Consider the following 17013-nt stretch of genomic DNA (forward strand, 5'->3'; position numbering starts at 1 on the left):
TTTTCTGACGACGAATATGATGACACATTTCAATGAGTTACATCTCATCTTAAACAAATATCTAAAGTGGAACAAGTCACATGCAAAATGTTTTACACTGATTATGCTTGCATTAATTGTAAAACAGACATGTAATCTTTCTTCTGCATCTAAAGCCTTACCCATCAAGTGCTTACCACAATCATTTTATCGACGTATACAACGCTTCTTTGCAGGTCAGTATTTCGATTATCGTCAAATTTCTCAGTTAATTTTCAATATATTTTCATTTGATAAAGTCCAATTAACTTTGGATAGAACTAATTGGAAATGGGGAAAACGAGATATCAATATCTTGATGTTAGCCATCGTCTATCGTGGAATAGCGATACCTATTGTTTGGACATTGCTCAATAAACGTGGAAATTCAGATACAAAAGAGCGTATTGCTTTGATTCAACGCTTTATCTCCATTTTTGGTAAAGATCGTATTGTGAATGTGTTTGCAGACAGAGAATTTATCGGTGAGAAATGGTTTACATGGTTAATTGAAAATGACATTAACTTCTGTATACGTGTTAAAAAAACTTTATTGTGACCAATCACTTAGCCAAGAATCATAAAATTAGTGATTTATTTCGTCATCTTCAAGTTGGTCAAACTGAATGTCGTAAACGACGTATTTGGGTTGGTCGAGTGAAACTGTATATTAGTGCGCTACGATTAGAAGATGGAGAACTTTTACTTGTTGTTTCTCCTATGTTTAATGCTTCTGCTATTCGTGATTATGCATTACGCTGGGAAATCGAAACGTTATTTAGTTGTCTCAAAGGACGTGGATTCAATCTTGAAAATACTCGTTTAACAGACCCTAGACGAGTCAAGAAATTGATAGCAGTGCTAGCTATCGGTTTCTGTTGGTGCTATTTAACAGGTGAATGGCAACATGATCGAAAAAAAGCGATAAAAATAAAGAAGCATGGACGACTTTCAGTAAGTTTATTTCGCTACGGTTTGGACTATGTTCAAATGGCTATTCTACGTTTGATTGGTTTTGGAAAAAAAGAAGAATTTAAGAAAGTGCTAGCAATTTTAAGAAAGAAAAAGCCTGATAGGACAAGGGTCCTATGAAATTTGTCGTGTACAGAGAACTTTTATATTATTTTTTTCTTTAGAACTATAAATACATAATAAGATTTGAATTGTCATTCCTAAAAAAAAACCTAATAGGCTGGAACTTGAATCACCTTCTGATTGGAACATGCCTATTAATACAAGCAGTGCAAATAGATAAAGAATCCAATAACCAATAATCTGCAGTCGACCAACTGATTGTCTCTTGAGAGTAAACATGAAGGTAGCTGGTTTGATCAGATAAAAAATTATACTAAAAAAAGCTATTATGAACATCCCCATCACTAAGCTAGCAATAAATACCATCCTCAAATACTCCTTAGTAATTTAACTATCTAAAAAAACCATTTTTCTTATCTAACACAATACCTTAAAAAATATTTAAGTGTATAATTTGATGAAATGAAATCGCTACATTAGTTAAAGTCAACTGGTGGCAGTCCACATTTTAATGCTTCTAATTATGTTCGGCTTTGTATGCGGCTTCTTTACCGGTATTCATAATTCATGCAACCTATTTGACAGAAAGTAATATAGTTCCGTTACTTAGACCACTCAATTCACTTTTATAAGTGATAAATCCGCTCTAAATATTTAAATTATGCTGCCATTACTTTTAGTAAATATTGATCATAAAATTCATTTGGTGTTGCCTTATTCAAACTTGAATGAGGACGTATCATGTTATAAAAATCCAAATATTCAGCAATTGATTGTTTCGCTTGTTTAATCGTATCGTATGCTTTCAAATAGACTTCCTCATGCTTCACGCTGCACCATAAACGCTCAATCATCACATTATCTATCCACCGTCCTTTCCCATCCATACTGATACGGATTTTTCGCAATTTTAACTCATTCAAAAATGCCTCGCTTTTGAATTGACTGCCTTGGTCTGTATTAAACACCTCAGGACAACCATATTTCACAATTGCTTCTTGCAACGCATCTATGCAAAAGTCTGTTTCCATACTGATCGATACTCGATGAGCCAGTACTTTACGACTATGCCAATCTATAATTGCAGCACACAGATAGACAAAGCCTTTAGCCATAGGAATGTACGTGATATTTGTACACCAGACTTGATTAGAGTGATCTATGACCATGTTTTTCAAAAGATATGGGAAAATACGGTGTGCAAGATTAGGCTTACTGGTATTGGGTTTTGGATACAAGGCATGTATTCCCATCAAGCGCATTAAACGTCGGACTTTACGCCGACCTATTTGATGTCCTTGACGCTGTAGCATATCTCGTATCATTCGACTGCCCATAAATGGGTATTCGAGATGAATTTCATCGATCAGACGCATCAAACTCCAATCAGTTGATGAAATCTCTTTGGGCTTGTAATACAACGTACTGCGATTGATTTGAATCAATTGCGATTGTTGTCGTACCGAAAGTTGATGGGTCTTATCGATCATTTTTTGGCGCTCAGCTGCCCTATTTTTCTGAGCGCACCTTCTAAAAAATCAATTTGCAATGCTTGATGTCCTATCTTGGCATGTAGAGCTTTGAGGTCAATCTCTGGTTCTTGTTGTGCTGTTGGTCGTGAAAAAATATTGACTGATTGCTCAAGCAGTTGATTTTGCCAATCAATTATTTGGTTTTGATCTAAATCGAATTGAGTAGAAAGTTCAGCGAGTGTGTGGTCGCCTTTAATTGCTGCGAGAGCAACTTTAACTTTAAACTCTGCTGAATGATTACGACGTTTTCTTCGTGTCATCGTTGACTCCAAAAACAAGCATTTCCCATGCTTGTTTTTGGAGTAGGTTATCACTTATAGGCGTGGTCTAAAATCCTAGACCCACATCAGGTAAACTCAAACCAACCACCCCACACCAACTACAAGATATGTTGGTACTAAAATAGTCAACCAGCTAAGGAAGGTAAAATTAAGATAGTGGTTATAGGCTGCAATAGAACAACACCTTGAAAACTCATTTTCAGAAATTGACACTGGTTGTGTCGTTTTCAGCGAAAAATGACATCTGTCATGTCGTTGAAAGGTGTCATCAAATGTCGTTAAGCTTACTAAAGTATTGATTAATCGTTTATGAAAATGACAACTGATGTGTCGTTCAACGCAAAAGTCTATTCAAAAAACTTCACAGCCATGTTATCTAATCTCTCTTTCACCACCTCCCAATCAGGCATAACTTGATTCAATAGTTGGTAGAAACGCTCACTATGATTATGTTCAACCAAATGACAAAGTTCATGCAGAATCACATAATCAATGCAAATTGTAGGCGCTTTAACTAGATGTGGATTGAGCGTAAGTACACCTGATGGGGAGCAATTTCCCCACTGTGTTCGCATGGTCATCAAACGAATATCAGGGTAATTTTCAACCCATAAAGCTTGTTCTAGAATATGTTGCAAACGTGCTTCGAATATGACTTTTGCTCGGGTTCTATACCATTCATTTAAATAAGATTTAATACTTTCAAGACTCATATCCAAGGTGTTTACTTCCAATCTTCCTCTTAAAAGTTTTACACCTTTTGGCTTGGTATCATCATGAATCACTTTTAATTGATACTGTTTACCCAAATAAAAGTGGCTTTCACCACTTTTATATTGGCGAGGTGTGATAAATCTACTTTGCTCACGGAACTCTCGTAATTGTTTATAGATCCAACGACTACGCTGCTTTACAGCCTCAATGATTATTTTATCATCTGCATTTAACGGTGCCGATACAACTACCCGACAATCAGCATAGACTTTAATCAGTATCTTTTCAGTACGGCTAGGACTTTCAAGCACATCAAAATCAATAACTTCATCACCATAAATGATGCTTAACTTTTTCTCATCTAGCATATTCATCCTAGAGCCCATTTAAACCGACCCGAGTAATTTGTACGATCATTTCCACAATTTTTTTGGCTTGATCCATACCACTACCAATGGATTTACATTCACGGAACATCTGCGGTAATAGTTTTTTACGGATATCTGCTTCAATATTTTGTGGATTAATTGAGTTTTCAGCTACAGAGCTCATGACAGAACGATCAACCTCGAAAGCGAGTTCAATCCACTTATCTTGATTCTGTTGATCTGTTATCGAGAATGCTTCAGGTAATAGTTTCTTGAATACACCATAATAAGCTTGAGCATGCTTATTACCACTGAACACATCAGGAATTTCATCTAAACGACGAGCCTCAACTTGCTCTTCAAACTCTTTAAACAGCATGTGTTGCTTCAATGGATGATCAAATTCTTTCTCTGCTTCTTCAATGACTTGACGTAACAGTTTAGAAAAAGCCTCCTGAGCATAGGGATCATCACGCAATTGCTGTTCAATCATCTTCGTTACACGAGTTTTGATGATATCCGTTTCATTACGTGTTTTCTCTTCACTCCAATCTTCAGGTTGCGCCACTTTGCCCATCTTGCCGACTTCATAGACTCCATCAGGGTCTTTTACCTCAATACCCACAACATGTTTATCAAGAAGTTTTTTGACTTGCTCAGCATACTGATCATAGTCAATAGTCTCTCCAGCATCTCGTTTCACAATCTGACGCAAGCTTGTAAATAGTTTGACTGTTTCTTTGTAGTGCTGACGATCTGCATCAGAAAAGCTTTTATCTTCAAAGAATGTTGCTGACTGCAACGCAACTTTTAAACAACTGGCAAATTCTGTAAGTGCTTCATAAAAATCATCACGTACTTTCAAGTGAATATCAACCAACTCACCCTCACGTTCTTCAATGCGTGGGACTAAAACTTGGCGCAACTGCTCTGGATCATTTTTATTTTTTACACCATCAAAAATCGCCCATAGCGCTTTATACAAACGAGGTAAACGTTTGTATTCAGAGCTCATTTGTGTATACAAGCCTGTAAGATCATTAATATCATAGCCACCTTGGGTACGGGCAGCGAGATCTTGATAATCAAGAATTGTGGCATCCAATTCTTTTAAAATACCTCGATAATCGATCAATAAACCAAACTTTTTCATTGGATGAAGTCGGTTTACACGCGCAATTGCTTGGATCAGATTGTGCTGTTTTAAATTTTTATCAATATAAAGAACAGCATTTTTAGGTTCATCAAAACCTGTTAAGAGCTTATCCACCACTATCAGCAATTTAAGCGAATCATCTTTTTCAAAACGCTCAATCACTTGTTTGGTATAAGTTTGCTCATCCTGAGTGCCGACATTGTCTTTCCACCATTGGGTCACTTCAGGGGTAGTCGATTCATCAACATCAGTATTTCCTTCACGACTATCAGGTGGGCTCATCACCACAGCAGACTCAAACAAGCCTGCTTCATCCAAGTACTTTTTATACTTAATCGCTGAAGCCTTGCTATCGCAAGCAAGCTGTCCTTTTAAACCATCATCAATATTTTTCACAAAGTGATTGGCAATATCTAACGCAATCAGGCGAATACGATCATCCGCAGTATAAATTTCACCTTTTCTCGCAAATTTACGTTTTAAATCTGCTTTTTGCTGATCATTTAAACCTTCTGTTATCCGTTCAAACCACGTATCAATCGCTCGTTCATTGACATCTAAATCAGGAATTCGTTCTTCATAGAGCAAAGGCGTTACGGTTTTATCTTCTACCGCTCTTTGCATCGTATACGCATGAACAATAGGACCAAACTTGTTAACGGTCTTTTCATCTTTAAGCAATGGTGTACCTGTAAATGCCACGAATGCCGCATTTGGAAGTGCGAGTTTCATACGCACATGGTTTTCACCACCTTGGCTTCGATGCCCTTCATCAATCAAGACAATGAAGTCTGAACTTGTATTGACACATTCAGGAAGTTTGGTTGCTGAGTTAAATTTCTGAATCAAAGAAAACATGATTCGCTCTGTGCCTTTGCCAATTTGTTCAGCCAAGCGTTTACCTGAAGTCGCCATGGCGTTTTGCTTGTCTCTTTTCCCTGACAGTTCGCCACCAGAAACAAAGGTTTTACTGAGTTGATCTTCTAAATCAACACGGTCAGTAACAACCAAGATACGGCATTGTTTTAAAGCCTCATGCAAGATCAAAGCTTTACTAAGAAAGACCATGGTAAAAGATTTACCTGAGCCCGTTGTATGCCAAATCACACCACCTTCACGACCACCCTTGCTATTCTTAGTACTAATACGCTCAATGAGTCGTTTAATACCAAAAATTTGCTGATATCGAGCAACAATTTTTCCTGCTTTCTTATCGAAAAGCGTATAGAGGCGAACCATTTCGAGTAGTCGTTCAGGCTTTAACAGACTAATCAGCAGTTGATCTTGACCTGTAACAGCTAAGTCTCCACCTGCAATTAGGTTTTCATACCAATTTAAGTCATCGACTGGACGATAAGAAAATAGGCTCTGTTTTTGTGAAACAGTTAATTTCTTATTTTTAAGCGCATACATCTCTGCATCAGAAATATCTTCTTCTCGCCACGCTGCCCAAAACTTAGCAGGGGTATTACATGTGCCGTAACGCCCTTCATGTCCATTTATAGAAAGTAGTAGTTGGCTATATGCAAACAGATGTGGAATTTCATCAGGTCGCTGATTACGAAGCGTCTGAGAAATGCCTTCATTAATCGTTGGACCTTTCTTAGCCTGACTATCAGGGCGTTTTGCTTCAATTACCCCTAAAGGAATACCATTTACAAAGCAAATGATATCGGGTCTTCGTGTATCTACACCACCTGAGCGTGTGACAGCAAATTCTTCAGTATATGAAAAGTCGTTGTTATGAATGTTATGCCAATCAATCAATGGAATCGTAGGGCTAACTTTTTTCCCGTTTACAAATTCAGTTACAGGAATGCCGTAGAACAAATGGTCATACATTTTTTCGTTGGCGGTCAGTAGCCCTTCATTCAAAGCAGGGCTACATATTTCAGCAATTAAGTTATCAACTGATTTTGGCGATAGTGGATATTCTTTGCCTGCGAATGGAAAAGTACGCTTAGAGAGCTCTTTACGTAAAATTTGGCGTAATACCACTTGGTCTTGTTTTCCATCACGGGCAGTGAGAGCCTGTGATGGGGATAAGAATGACCACCCCAAATTCATTAACAATGTTAATGCGGGGATCTTAGCACTGTATTCTTCTTGAAACTTAATTGAGAGACCGTTCATACCTAACCAAATTTTTTAAAATAAAACTGCGAAACATGCACTAAGATTTGCTTTATAAATAAAGCAAATAGCCATAACGATTACTACAATCAAGAATACATAACAGCTCAGAGGTACTTTATCCCGAAAAAAATTAAATTTTTTTTGCTCATCAACCCATTCAATTTGATGTTGCCAAAAGAATTTATAGTGTGCACACCAATCACTGAACAACATTTGTTTACCTAAACCAACTGAACAATACCGATTCTCTAGTTGGCGATACTCTTCAATTAAAAATGTTAAATCATCACTATTACTTTTACCTTGGACTGAATAATATAATGTTCTCAACTGATTATAAATTTTTGTCAACTCATCTCCTGCTGTCTTATATTCATTTTTTTTAGCATCATACATTATGACATACAGTCCAATTACGCCAACCAATGTAAATGTTGCCGATAGGAACTTAGTTGAAAGTGCATCAAAGACCAAAGAGTAAATACCAAAAGCGATTGAAACAAAGCTTATCCAGCCAGGTAATTTCTCCACTAAATCATAAGTCGCTAGATTCTTCTTTGCCCCAAAACCTACGTTATAACCAGTTTCCGCAATACATTTAAGTAAATCATCTCGTTTCATATTTATTCCTCAATTGGTACATAAATGCGATCACGAGCTACAACTACACCGTTTTGAACGATGTAACATTCCACTATATGTTCACCATTAAAATCAGCGGTTTCAGTTTTTTGATTCTGCCCTAGATCCGCAACAATTTGCCCTCTAATACAATCTCGACTTTTTGCAGCCTCTCCACGATTCAAAACTTTCCATAAAACAGAATATTTTTGCTCTGGCAAACTGGAGGGCGTCCCATTTTTATCGATATAGAATCTAAGACTTCTTCCGCTATTTAATTTTTTACGATTTCTTTTAAAATGTCTTAAGAAATCTATGAATGCACCATGTTTAGTAATTTCACATTCTATTTTTAACGGATAACGTATATCTATTGGGTATTTATTCTCAATAAACTCTTCAGTATGTCTATAGCGTAACTCACCTAATGTCATTGATTTAACGATAGTAGTTGCTGCTTTAGGGAAAGAGTTTCCATATACTTTTCGCCAATAATCATTAGCCGAACTCTTTCCTGCATTTTCAATAGCTTTAAGCGAATTCTCATATGCTTTTTTAGCTTTTCTTTGAAATTTACTTTTAACTTTGACATCCTGATTACTACCTAAAGCTTGATAGTGATCTTGATCGGGTTGTTCGGATAAATACTTAAAAAAATCTCTACTTAAACAATCATATGAACTATAACTCTTGTCATCATAATTCGTAGTCGATTTCATAAAATTGTAGGCGAGTGTGTCTATTAATAGGCCTCCTATGCCCACTCCATGCTTATTTTTCCAAGCTCTAGCCATCTTACATAAACGACGCAAGTTTTTATTTTTTGCCTCATTCATGCTTTTCATTTCATCAATTTCGGCTTGAGGCTTAGTAATTTTCCAACTGCCACCATTCTTTGTATCTGGATACTTATACGAACCATCCTCTTGCTCAAAAACAGGCTGTACCTCGACATGAAAATTTGTGTATTGGACACATACAACTAATCGATCTACAAATACGGTAGTTCGAGGATAACGTGCAAGAATTGCATCTTTTGTATCCTTTAATAACTTTGATTGACCGCCATTTTTATAATCATCCCATTTTGAAGGTGGCATGATATACAACATGTCTAAATCTGAAATACCTTTAATCGCAGTCCATCTACCATACGAACCAACTTGTAATTGATTTGATGTTTTTGATTCGGTATCACGAAATTTTTTGTTTAATGCACCTGTTATCTCTTGATAACGCAACGTGATTTGTTCTTCATTCGCAACCTTGATATTGCTTAAAAAGTCTTGAAACATTTGGGAAATTGACATTACAGCCCTCAAATTTTAATTGTTGATAAAGTATAGGACTTACGCACTATTATTTATAGATTCTCTGTGGTAGCAGATGATTTTTATCGAGAATAAAGTCATCAATGAAGTTTTTGATAACTGGTCTAAATAATTTCTTCTGCCAACGATATACATTTTCAAAGATCCGCTCAAACTGGTTCTTTTGTATCTCGACGTAGGCCATCAAGGCTGAAAAAATATGATTCAAAATCAGTTTAGATCGTCTTACTTGAAACTTTTCAATATGACAAACCTGTTTAATCACCCGGTGATATTGCTCTATTTTCCAATGACTTGAATGTAATTCATGAAAACCCTCAAAGGACAATAAATCATCTTCATCTTGATGCACAATATAAAACCTCTGCTGTTCTTTTAACTGAGTCTTAAATAATTGTACAAAGCCAAAATCTTTGAGCCAGACCACTTGACCCTGATGGAAATTTGGCAATAAACGCAGTTGAAACCATTGTCCTTTTTCTGGGGAAACCTTACGGTTACAGTCGATACCAAACATAAATCGAATACCATATTTTCTTATGGTTTTTAGATTTCCAGTCGATGAATACCAACTATCACCTGTAATAAATTGAATCTTTGCACCCCAACTGAGTACTTCACTTAACATATCCATAAAGTAATCATTCTTGGTTTTACTTTCAGATTTGTCATAAATTCGGAAATTAATTGGAATATTTTGACCATTCTGATCTGTCGCATACAAGGTAATGAGATTAATACCCTTGACGGATCGGTGGTGTTTGCCTGACCAAAAATAGCTAACCAAGTCCATATGTTGACTATAGGGTTTATCTAAAACAGTATCATCAATACTGACTATAAGTTTATTATTATCAATATGTTGAATTGCTTCTTGATATAGGTCGTGAGGTGTGTAGTCTTCACGTTCTAGAAAGCGATTTACACTATCATGCGAGATGTTATAAGTCTCGGCAAGTTGTGTGCAGCTAATAGAGTTCGGTTCTGTCATGAGAAAGCCCATATAAATGGGTAATGTACAAGTTGCTGTAGAAGCATGTTTAATTCGTCTGATCACAGATACTTTATAAAGTATTTTAATACTTTTTTGAATCCGTCAATGCGTAAGTCCTAAAGTATTAAAAACATCCTTGTTTCTAATGATCCATTTAATATTTAGTGACGCCAAATAAGATTAATCAGCGTCAATTTTTACTCTAGCATTAGCTTTTATTCAGCTTAAAACTCAACTGATAACGATAAAATTCAATATTCTGAGCCACACTCAAAGCACGACGAATTCTTAAGTCATCTTCTAAAGCAATGATTACACCTTTAACCTGCTGATCAGCCTCAGCCAACTCATCTTTGACATAGCCCATATAGCGTTGAATTTGCCCGACAACACGATCACTTGCACGACCACGTTTAAGCTCAACTACAAGCAAAGTCTTTTTATCCTTACTGATCGCTAAAATATCGATTGGACCTGTATCTGAAGGATATTGCTGACCAACTAACTGACCATCTTCGGTATAGATATCATAAGTCATACCCAACTCGGTCTTAGACCAATTTTCAACTAGAAAATGCTCAAGATGTTTTTCCAAAGCAAAAGCCGCTGGGTCTTCTACAATTTCATCTGGTTCTAAACCTTCAACTGGTTCTTTGCCTTGTATTAAGACTTTAAGCTCTTCGGCATATTTAGTGATATTACTCACAGTACCAACTGATCCCGACGAGTTCTTTAACTCTTGAGACATCAATTCTCTTGGCAAAGTTTGTTCAAACCATTCGACTTTTCTTCTATGGGTTAATTCACCTGAAGGCACATAGTAATAGTCTGAAATGACCTCACCCACCAAGTAATTGCCATCTCCACGAGGTGTTAAGATGATATCTCCTCGCTTAATCCCTTTGCAGATGGTATGTAGCATGCCACACGCCAAGCCTGCTGAAATCTTACTTTTTTCAGGTAAGGCTTCAAGATAGACAGGAATAAAACGATGATTAAACTCACGCCAATCGTCAGGCAGATCAGGGGTTAAGTCTTGGTCAATGTTCCAGTTGGCGGCAATAAAGCCGCCCTCTAGAAACTCTTGAGCAAATACAGACTTCGCACCCGCCATAATGCGGTAATAGCTAGGCATCATTTGCATCATTAGGCAGCCACCTTGACACGTTTTTTACCTGTCAAAAGTTGTTGCATGAGTGCTTTTTTCTCTTGCTTTAAGCAATCAAGTTTTTTCTGTATGGTCTCAATTTCTTGATCAGCAACAAACAGAACTTCTGCAATTCTTCGTTGCTCTTCAATTATTGGTAAAGGAATCTGCAACTCTTTTAATGCAGCAATATTTAGAACCTTTTGAGCATTGCCGGTAGCTGTATTTAGTAACCATTCTTGAATCATCGATGAATTTAAGTATTGATAAATAAACCTCGTATCGATTAGCTTACAGTCTGCTCCAATTACTGCAAAAGCACGTGTTATGTTTGCACCATTCAATTCTTTAGGAATAACAAATACTTTTCCTAAAGTTCCAACGATTGATATAATTAAATCATTAGTATTTAAAATAGTACGACGAAACTCATAGTGCAGTTCATCTGTAATCCGAATAACCTTTCGAATATCTATAAATCCTCGATCATCAATGTCTTGTATTCGAATCAAAGGATGACCATCAAGAACATCTTCACCAGGTTTCAATACCCCATAACATAGTGGTCGATAAACCAAGGATTCTAAATTTTTAGTAGCCCATTCATTAGAAAATTTAACCCCATTCTCATCAAGCAAACGCTTTTTACCCGTTAGCAACTGTTGCATCAACGCTTTTTTCTGCTCTTGGCTATTTTCAAGCAGTTTTTCAGTAACCGAAATCGCTTGATCCCAAGTTGAAAGGATTTGGGCGATTTTATTCTGTTCTTTACGCGGTGCTAATGGAATTTTAAGGTCTTTAATGACTTTTAAGCTAACGGTCTTATGTGACGACCCATCTACTGTTTTTTCAACTTGTCGTCTAATCCCTTCACTTTTTAAGACATTAAAGATATATATTGGATTAGCTTGATCATTTGATTCAGCAATTACTGTATTTTGACCTAAGCAAAACTCTTGATCAGTATGAATGAATGAACTAATCCCATAACTGCCCACACGACTAAAAAGAATATCATTTCGTTTAGGTTTATACTTTTTTGTATACTCTAAAAAAACTTCTTTTGAGACACGAACCGCATTAGATAAATCTAAATTTTTACCTTTAATATCTGTAACCCGAACCATACGGTATTCTCCATCCTTCGAAAAAGATGGCGTTTGGTGCAGAGAATCAATGACTCGATATATAGAGTCTAGATTTTTTACTACCCAACCATTAGGCACCATAACCCAACTCCTCTAGATACTTCGCCATTTTCACTTCAAGCTCAGCAAGTTGAGTCTTTAACTGCTCACGCTCAGCACGTACAGCAACCAAATCAATCTCAGCTTCCTCTTCGAACGTATCCACATAACGAGGAATATTTAGGTTGTAATCGTTGTCTTTCACTTCCTGCAAAGTCGCTAAATACGCATACTTATCTACACTTTCACGAGCACGATAGGTTGCAATAATCTTGGCAATATTGTCTTCAGTTAAATTGTTTTGATTTTTACCTGACTTAAACTCACGGCTTGCATCAATAAACAAAACCGAATCATCAGACTTTTGCTTTTTGAAAATTAAAATCGCAGCAGGAATACCCGTACCGTAGAAGAGCTTTTCAGGTAAACCAATCACCGCATCTAACAAGTTTTCGTTTATCAACTTCTCACGAATCTTCCCTTCAGACGAACCACGGAATAACACACCATGTGGAACCACAACACCCATACGACCCGTAACAGGTTTTAGCGTTTCAATCATGTGTGAGATAAACGCATAATCACCTTTGGTCTTTGGTGGTAAACCACGACGGAAACGATCAAACTTATCATTTTCAGCTTGCTCATAACCCCACTTGTCTAATGAGAATGGTGGGTTTGCGGTCACGATATCAAACAGCATCAAGTCGCCATTTTTATCCAATAATTTTGGATTACGAATGGTATCTCCCCACTCAATTTTATGATTATCTTCACCATGCAAGAACATGTTCATCTTCGCCAATGACCAAGTTGAACCAATCGCTTCTTGCCCATAAAGTGCATATTCTTTGCTATCGTGATTCGCTACAACTTTACGACCACATTTCATTAATAGTGAGCCAGAACCACAGGCAGGGTCACAAATGCTGTCGCCTTTTTGTGGGTCAAGTAACTCTGCAATTAAGTCCGATACTTCAGGTGGTGTATAGAATTCACCTGCTTTTTGACCACCACTCGCGGCGAAATTTTTAATCAAAAACTCATAACCGTTGCCAATCACATCAAGTAAACCTACACGGCTTGGTTTGAGATCCAACTCAGGCACAGCAAACACTTCTAAAAGATCTTTTAGAATGGTATTTTTTTGCTTTTCTTCACCCAATTTATCGGTATTAAAAGAGATATCTTGGAAAACACTTTTACCTACATCTTTGAGCTTTGTACCATTTGCTTCTTCAAGTGCATGTAAAGCCATATCAATACGTTCACCATTGCCGGGTTCAAAGCGACGCTCATGCAAAGTATAGAAATTAGATTCACGAGGCAGTACGAAACGCTCGTTTTTCATCATTTCTTCAATCAGTTCAGGTTCATCACCATACTCATTTTTATAATTGTCGTAGTGATCTTGCCATACATCAGAGATGTACTTTAAGAACAACATGGTTAAAATATAGTCTTTGTAGGTATCTGCACTCACTGTGCCACGGAATACATCACATGCCGACCACAATGCTTTATTGACGGTATCTTGATTAATTTGAGTAACCATTATTTGTTTCCTTGGAGCAGTTGTTTAAACATGCCCATCATCATTTGTTCACGATTTTTAAGTAATTGTTGGGTCAAGATCTGCTCTTGCTCCCAAATACGGTTTAATTCGATTATGCGTTGCTGAATATCCAAGCTAGGGACCTCAACTTCGAACTGGCTAACTGTTGATACGCTCAGCATTGGCATCTTAGAACCCTGACTTTCTTTGCGTAGCTCGTATTGCACATGAGGTTGATTCAAGTACCAGCATAAGTATTCAGGTAGTACATTTTTATTTGGCATCAAAATCAAAAATTGACTACTCACAATGAGTGGTAATGCTTTTGATTGATCTTGATGGCCTAAAAAATAATGTGCTTTGAGATACTCTCCACGACAGGGCAACAAGACAGAGTCAGGCGATACGATGGCATTATCTTTACCTTGCCAATCAATTTGCGGTAAATCATCAGCAAAAAGCGTATAACCACAGGTATCCGTTGCAATGTGACGAATATCTTTGATCTGTAATACGTGCGCATTACCAGAATCAACTTCTTCAACCTTTTCACGGAATGTAAAACCTGTGCGAATCTCTGCGAGGTCACTCAGTTTTACGAATCTATTTAACTTTGACATAAATATTTACTCTGAAAGAAAGTGAGTCATCCTTGGCTCAATCCCATTAAGATGCATTACCAATATATTTCTTTAGCCAGTCCGTTGTAACCTTATCTTTATCGTCATCTAATTTTCGCCAAGCCGCTTCTGGATTCAGCCTAGTTACTAACAGACCATCATCATTGTCCATGACTTGACTCAAGTCATCCCGAATCTGTGCTGCCGTTTTTTTTGAAACAATTAGCCAGCAAGATTTTAAAGGTCTTCGCCAAGTTCCATAAGCTTTAATTTTTTTATAAAGCTCTTCATAGTTACGTTGTTTACGCAGGTCATAATTGATCTGATATACTTTCATTTGTTCTTAACTCCTAATGTTTAGTCGCGTTATTGGTTTTGAATTTGATGACAGGCGGCCACCTGTCATCACAAATTTAATACAGTAGGTAGACTATGCAACTCCTGTTACATCAGGATAATGGGGTGCTTTTTATTCAATGTCAATTATTTTTTTTGCAGTAGCATGTCTACTAAACTAAAAACCCCCTAAACAAATACTGCCATTTTCAATGCAAAATATTGTTTCTAAACATAATTTTTATTAAAACTAAGCTAAATATATTTCTATTCAAAAAAATTAATGATTTGAATATCTAAGGCTTTTGATATTTCATAAAGCTTGAGCACAGTAATGTTAACCTCACCTCTCTCTATCCGCCCCATATAACTACGATCTAAACCACACATAAGGGCTAACTTTTCTTGAGAAAGGCCTTTTTCTTTTCTAGCCTTACGTATTTTTTGACCTAGTAAACTTGCTAATTCTGTCATTTGATTTAAATGCTCAAAAAACAGAACTATCATCATTTACGGATTAAACATCCACGGATTATAATCCTCTTTTTAACAAGTGAAAATTGATCAGTTATGGCAAGAAATACTCATTTACCACTGTATGATGATTTTTTAGACTTATTCATAAATCACGAAGTCAATAATTGGCAAGCTAAAGATTTCTGGGAGAAAATGCTGACATCTAGACCAAACATGCCAAAAACTGCTAAAAGACGTATGTACTCAGGCCTAAAAATCCTTTTAAATTTTGAATATTTGGAAGTCAGTCCCACTACATCTTCAAAAAAATGCTTTCGTTATAAAGAAACACCTAGACTGAATAATTTAAGAAATCAGTATAAAAAACAAAAGCTTCAAGATATTTTTATGTCAAAAAAAAGTGATTTATTGATAGAACTGGAGGAAAAAGAGAATAATATCGAATTCTTAAATACTTTATTATCTAATGATGCGACGCTAGAAAAATATTTCATTACCCATAAACATGAGATTGAGAAAAAAATAAATTCTAATATCAAATTAATGGAAGATATATTAAGTTAGATAAAAAATTGATCATAAAATCATCATTTCAATAAAAATAAAACATGAAGTGACATTACAATAAAGGCATAACTATTATTTACACCCTCCAGATCAGCCTAATCTCTTGTGGGTTGCTGACTTAACATATATTCAAACCAATTCTGGTTGGGTTTATGCAGCAGTGAATCACACAATTTATAACTTGTAGTTCTCCCTCTTTAAAATGATTCAAGTTGATCATTTTCAATATCATTGAAAATATTCACTATAAAACTATTCTTGTCTTCTAATTCCTTTAACTCTTTAGATATAACATTTTCATATTTGTCAAAAAAACTTTGTAGATCTGGGTTTTTAGTAATGATATTTTCAATGAAAACTTTCTCGGTTTTACGTCGTTCGAGTACATTTTCCAAACTCTTTTTTTCCTCAATTAATGCATCTTTGACCTTTTTTACTTTCTCAACATTTCGATAGGATTTTAAATAAGAGGTTTCGCTGTATCTAAAAATATTACGGTTATCCTCGTCTCTCACTGTTAAAAGAAAATTGCATTTTACTAGTATATTTAATCCTCTATAAATACTTTGCTTTTCAGAGGGTTTAACAAATTGTCTATCATTAAAAATAGCCTTTATAAAGTCATTCGCTCGCCATTCGATGATTTCATGATTCAGTAAAATGTGAAAAAAATCACTATAAAAAGGTAGAGTATATTTTGACATGGATAAGCACAATTAAAGCAAAAGAGAGTTGATGACCTTAGTGTTGAACTGTATATAGAATCATAACTGTAACAATTGGTAGAGGATCAAAAATAGGCGCTTGAGATCAATGCAGATCTGGCAAGCTTGTTCAAAAGTTACCATCGAGCAATGCAAGGTAGACTTCTTGATTTCACAATACTAAGGAATCCTTAGTAATAACTCAAGTTGAAACTAAGAAAATCTTAGTTTTAA

Annotated in this window: 15 protein-coding genes; 2 read left to right on the plus strand and 13 right to left on the minus strand. The window is 36.1% G+C overall.

The features are described 5' to 3' along the window. Positions 1 to 19 precede the first annotated feature (19 nt). Positions 20 to 1110 (plus strand): IS4-like element ISAba33 family transposase gene (locus AC4CUZ_RS02215; RefSeq protein WP_160124087.1). Its coding sequence is split into 2 segments (ribosomal slippage): positions 20 to 560 and positions 560 to 1110, totalling 1092 coding nucleotides; the frame shifts between segments, so codons are not numbered across the junction. Between the two features lie 602 nt (positions 1111 to 1712). Here AC4CUZ_RS02215 and AC4CUZ_RS02220 read toward each other — a convergent pair. The 12 genes from AC4CUZ_RS02220 to AC4CUZ_RS02275 all read right to left on the minus strand — a co-directional run bounded on the left by AC4CUZ_RS02220 (position 1713) and on the right by AC4CUZ_RS02275 (position 15505). Continuing rightward, positions 1713 to 2845, minus strand: a protein-coding gene (locus AC4CUZ_RS02220; RefSeq protein ID WP_490747176.1) for an IS3 family transposase whose coding sequence is annotated in 2 segments (ribosomal slippage) — positions 1713 to 2593 and positions 2593 to 2845 — 1134 coding nt in all. Because the reading frame shifts where the segments join, the coding sequence is not laid out codon by codon here. 368 nt (positions 2846 to 3213) lie between these two features. Further along, the gene (locus AC4CUZ_RS02225) at positions 3214 to 3954 is read right to left on the minus strand and encodes a M48 family metallopeptidase (protein WP_178904613.1); all 741 of its coding nucleotides are present in this window, start codon (positions 3952 to 3954) and stop codon (positions 3214 to 3216) included. Between the two features lies 1 nt (position 3955). After that, positions 3956 to 7237, minus strand: coding sequence for a type I restriction endonuclease subunit R (locus tag AC4CUZ_RS02230; protein ID WP_178904612.1), 3282 nt, complete (start codon positions 7235 to 7237; stop codon positions 3956 to 3958). 15 nt (positions 7238 to 7252) lie between these two features. After that, the gene (locus AC4CUZ_RS02235; RefSeq protein WP_178904611.1) at positions 7253 to 7861 is read right to left on the minus strand and encodes an SLATT domain-containing protein; all 609 of its coding nucleotides are present in this window, start codon (positions 7859 to 7861) and stop codon (positions 7253 to 7255) included. A gap of 2 nt (positions 7862 to 7863) precedes the next feature. Continuing rightward, the gene (locus tag AC4CUZ_RS02240; protein WP_145755884.1) at positions 7864 to 9171 is read right to left on the minus strand and encodes an SMODS domain-containing nucleotidyltransferase; all 1308 of its coding nucleotides are present in this window, start codon (positions 9169 to 9171) and stop codon (positions 7864 to 7866) included. Between the two features lie 49 nt (positions 9172 to 9220). After that, complete coding sequence (locus AC4CUZ_RS02245) at positions 9221 to 10249, minus strand: IS701 family transposase (protein ID WP_007116247.1); 1029 nt, start codon at positions 10247 to 10249, stop codon at positions 9221 to 9223. A gap of 145 nt (positions 10250 to 10394) precedes the next feature. Next, the gene (locus AC4CUZ_RS02250; protein WP_178904610.1) at positions 10395 to 11333 is read right to left on the minus strand and encodes an endonuclease NucS domain-containing protein; all 939 of its coding nucleotides are present in this window, start codon (positions 11331 to 11333) and stop codon (positions 10395 to 10397) included. Next, positions 11333 to 12562: a restriction endonuclease subunit S gene (locus tag AC4CUZ_RS02255; protein ID WP_267547501.1), complete on the minus strand. Its 1230-nt coding sequence runs from the start codon at positions 12560 to 12562 to the stop codon at positions 11333 to 11335. The genes AC4CUZ_RS02250 and AC4CUZ_RS02255 overlap by 1 nt, the downstream gene beginning before the upstream one ends. After that, complete coding sequence (locus tag AC4CUZ_RS02260; protein WP_267547503.1) at positions 12552 to 14075, minus strand: type I restriction-modification system subunit M; 1524 nt, start codon at positions 14073 to 14075, stop codon at positions 12552 to 12554. Before AC4CUZ_RS02260 ends, AC4CUZ_RS02255 begins: the two co-directional genes overlap by 11 nt. Beyond that, positions 14075 to 14695, minus strand: a complete 621-nt coding sequence (locus AC4CUZ_RS02265) for a restriction endonuclease subunit S (RefSeq protein WP_267547505.1) — start codon at positions 14693 to 14695, stop codon at positions 14075 to 14077. The genes AC4CUZ_RS02260 and AC4CUZ_RS02265 overlap by 1 nt, the downstream gene beginning before the upstream one ends. A gap of 46 nt (positions 14696 to 14741) precedes the next feature. After that, complete coding sequence (locus AC4CUZ_RS02270; RefSeq protein ID WP_267547506.1) at positions 14742 to 15032, minus strand: hypothetical protein; 291 nt, start codon at positions 15030 to 15032, stop codon at positions 14742 to 14744. Positions 15033 to 15298: 266 nt separating this feature from the next. After that, positions 15299 to 15505 carry a helix-turn-helix domain-containing protein gene (locus AC4CUZ_RS02275; RefSeq protein WP_168542752.1) on the minus strand — a complete coding sequence of 69 codons (207 nt, stop codon included), beginning with the start codon at positions 15503 to 15505 and terminating at the stop codon, positions 15299 to 15301. Between the two features lie 96 nt (positions 15506 to 15601). Here AC4CUZ_RS02275 and AC4CUZ_RS02280 point away from each other — a divergent pair, with 96 nt between their 5' ends. Next, on the plus strand, positions 15602 to 16072 hold the full coding sequence (locus AC4CUZ_RS02280; protein ID WP_267547522.1) for a hypothetical protein: 471 nt from the start codon (positions 15602 to 15604) through the stop codon (positions 16070 to 16072). 200 nt (positions 16073 to 16272) lie between these two features. Here AC4CUZ_RS02280 and AC4CUZ_RS02285 read toward each other — a convergent pair whose 3' ends face one another. Beyond that, positions 16273 to 16779, minus strand: a complete 507-nt coding sequence (locus AC4CUZ_RS02285) for a hypothetical protein (RefSeq protein ID WP_178905429.1) — start codon at positions 16777 to 16779, stop codon at positions 16273 to 16275. Positions 16780 to 17013: the final 234 nt, after the last annotated feature.

It is taken from the genome of Acinetobacter sp. 789_lipA, assembly GCF_058242845.1.

Bases quoted from the DNA above. Each gene is read 5' to 3' on its own strand.
- AC4CUZ_RS02275 (WP_168542752.1), bottom strand. From the start codon at position 15,505: ATGACAGAATTAGCAAGTTTACTAGGTCAAAAAATACGTAAGGCTAGA.
- AC4CUZ_RS02255 (WP_267547501.1), bottom strand. From the start codon at position 12,562: ATGGTGCCTAATGGTTGGGTAGTAAAAAATCTAGACTCTATATATCGA.
- AC4CUZ_RS02270 (WP_267547506.1), bottom strand. From the start codon at position 15,032: ATGAAAGTATATCAGATCAATTATGACCTGCGTAAACAACGTAACTAT.
- AC4CUZ_RS02280 (WP_267547522.1), top strand. From the start codon at position 15,602: ATGGCAAGAAATACTCATTTACCACTGTATGATGATTTTTTAGACTTA.
- AC4CUZ_RS02225 (WP_178904613.1), bottom strand. From the start codon at position 3,954: ATGAATATGCTAGATGAGAAAAAGTTAAGCATCATTTATGGTGATGAA.
- AC4CUZ_RS02265 (WP_267547505.1), bottom strand. From the start codon at position 14,695: ATGTCAAAGTTAAATAGATTCGTAAAACTGAGTGACCTCGCAGAGATT.
- AC4CUZ_RS02285 (WP_178905429.1), bottom strand. From the start codon at position 16,779: ATGTCAAAATATACTCTACCTTTTTATAGTGATTTTTTTCACATTTTA.
- AC4CUZ_RS02240 (WP_145755884.1), bottom strand. From the start codon at position 9,171: ATGTCAATTTCCCAAATGTTTCAAGACTTTTTAAGCAATATCAAGGTT.
- AC4CUZ_RS02250 (WP_178904610.1), bottom strand. From the start codon at position 11,333: ATGATGCAAATGATGCCTAGCTATTACCGCATTATGGCGGGTGCGAAG.
- AC4CUZ_RS02230 (WP_178904612.1), bottom strand. From the start codon at position 7,237: ATGAACGGTCTCTCAATTAAGTTTCAAGAAGAATACAGTGCTAAGATC.
- AC4CUZ_RS02235 (WP_178904611.1), bottom strand. From the start codon at position 7,861: ATGAAACGAGATGATTTACTTAAATGTATTGCGGAAACTGGTTATAAC.
- AC4CUZ_RS02260 (WP_267547503.1), bottom strand. From the start codon at position 14,075: ATGGTTACTCAAATTAATCAAGATACCGTCAATAAAGCATTGTGGTCG.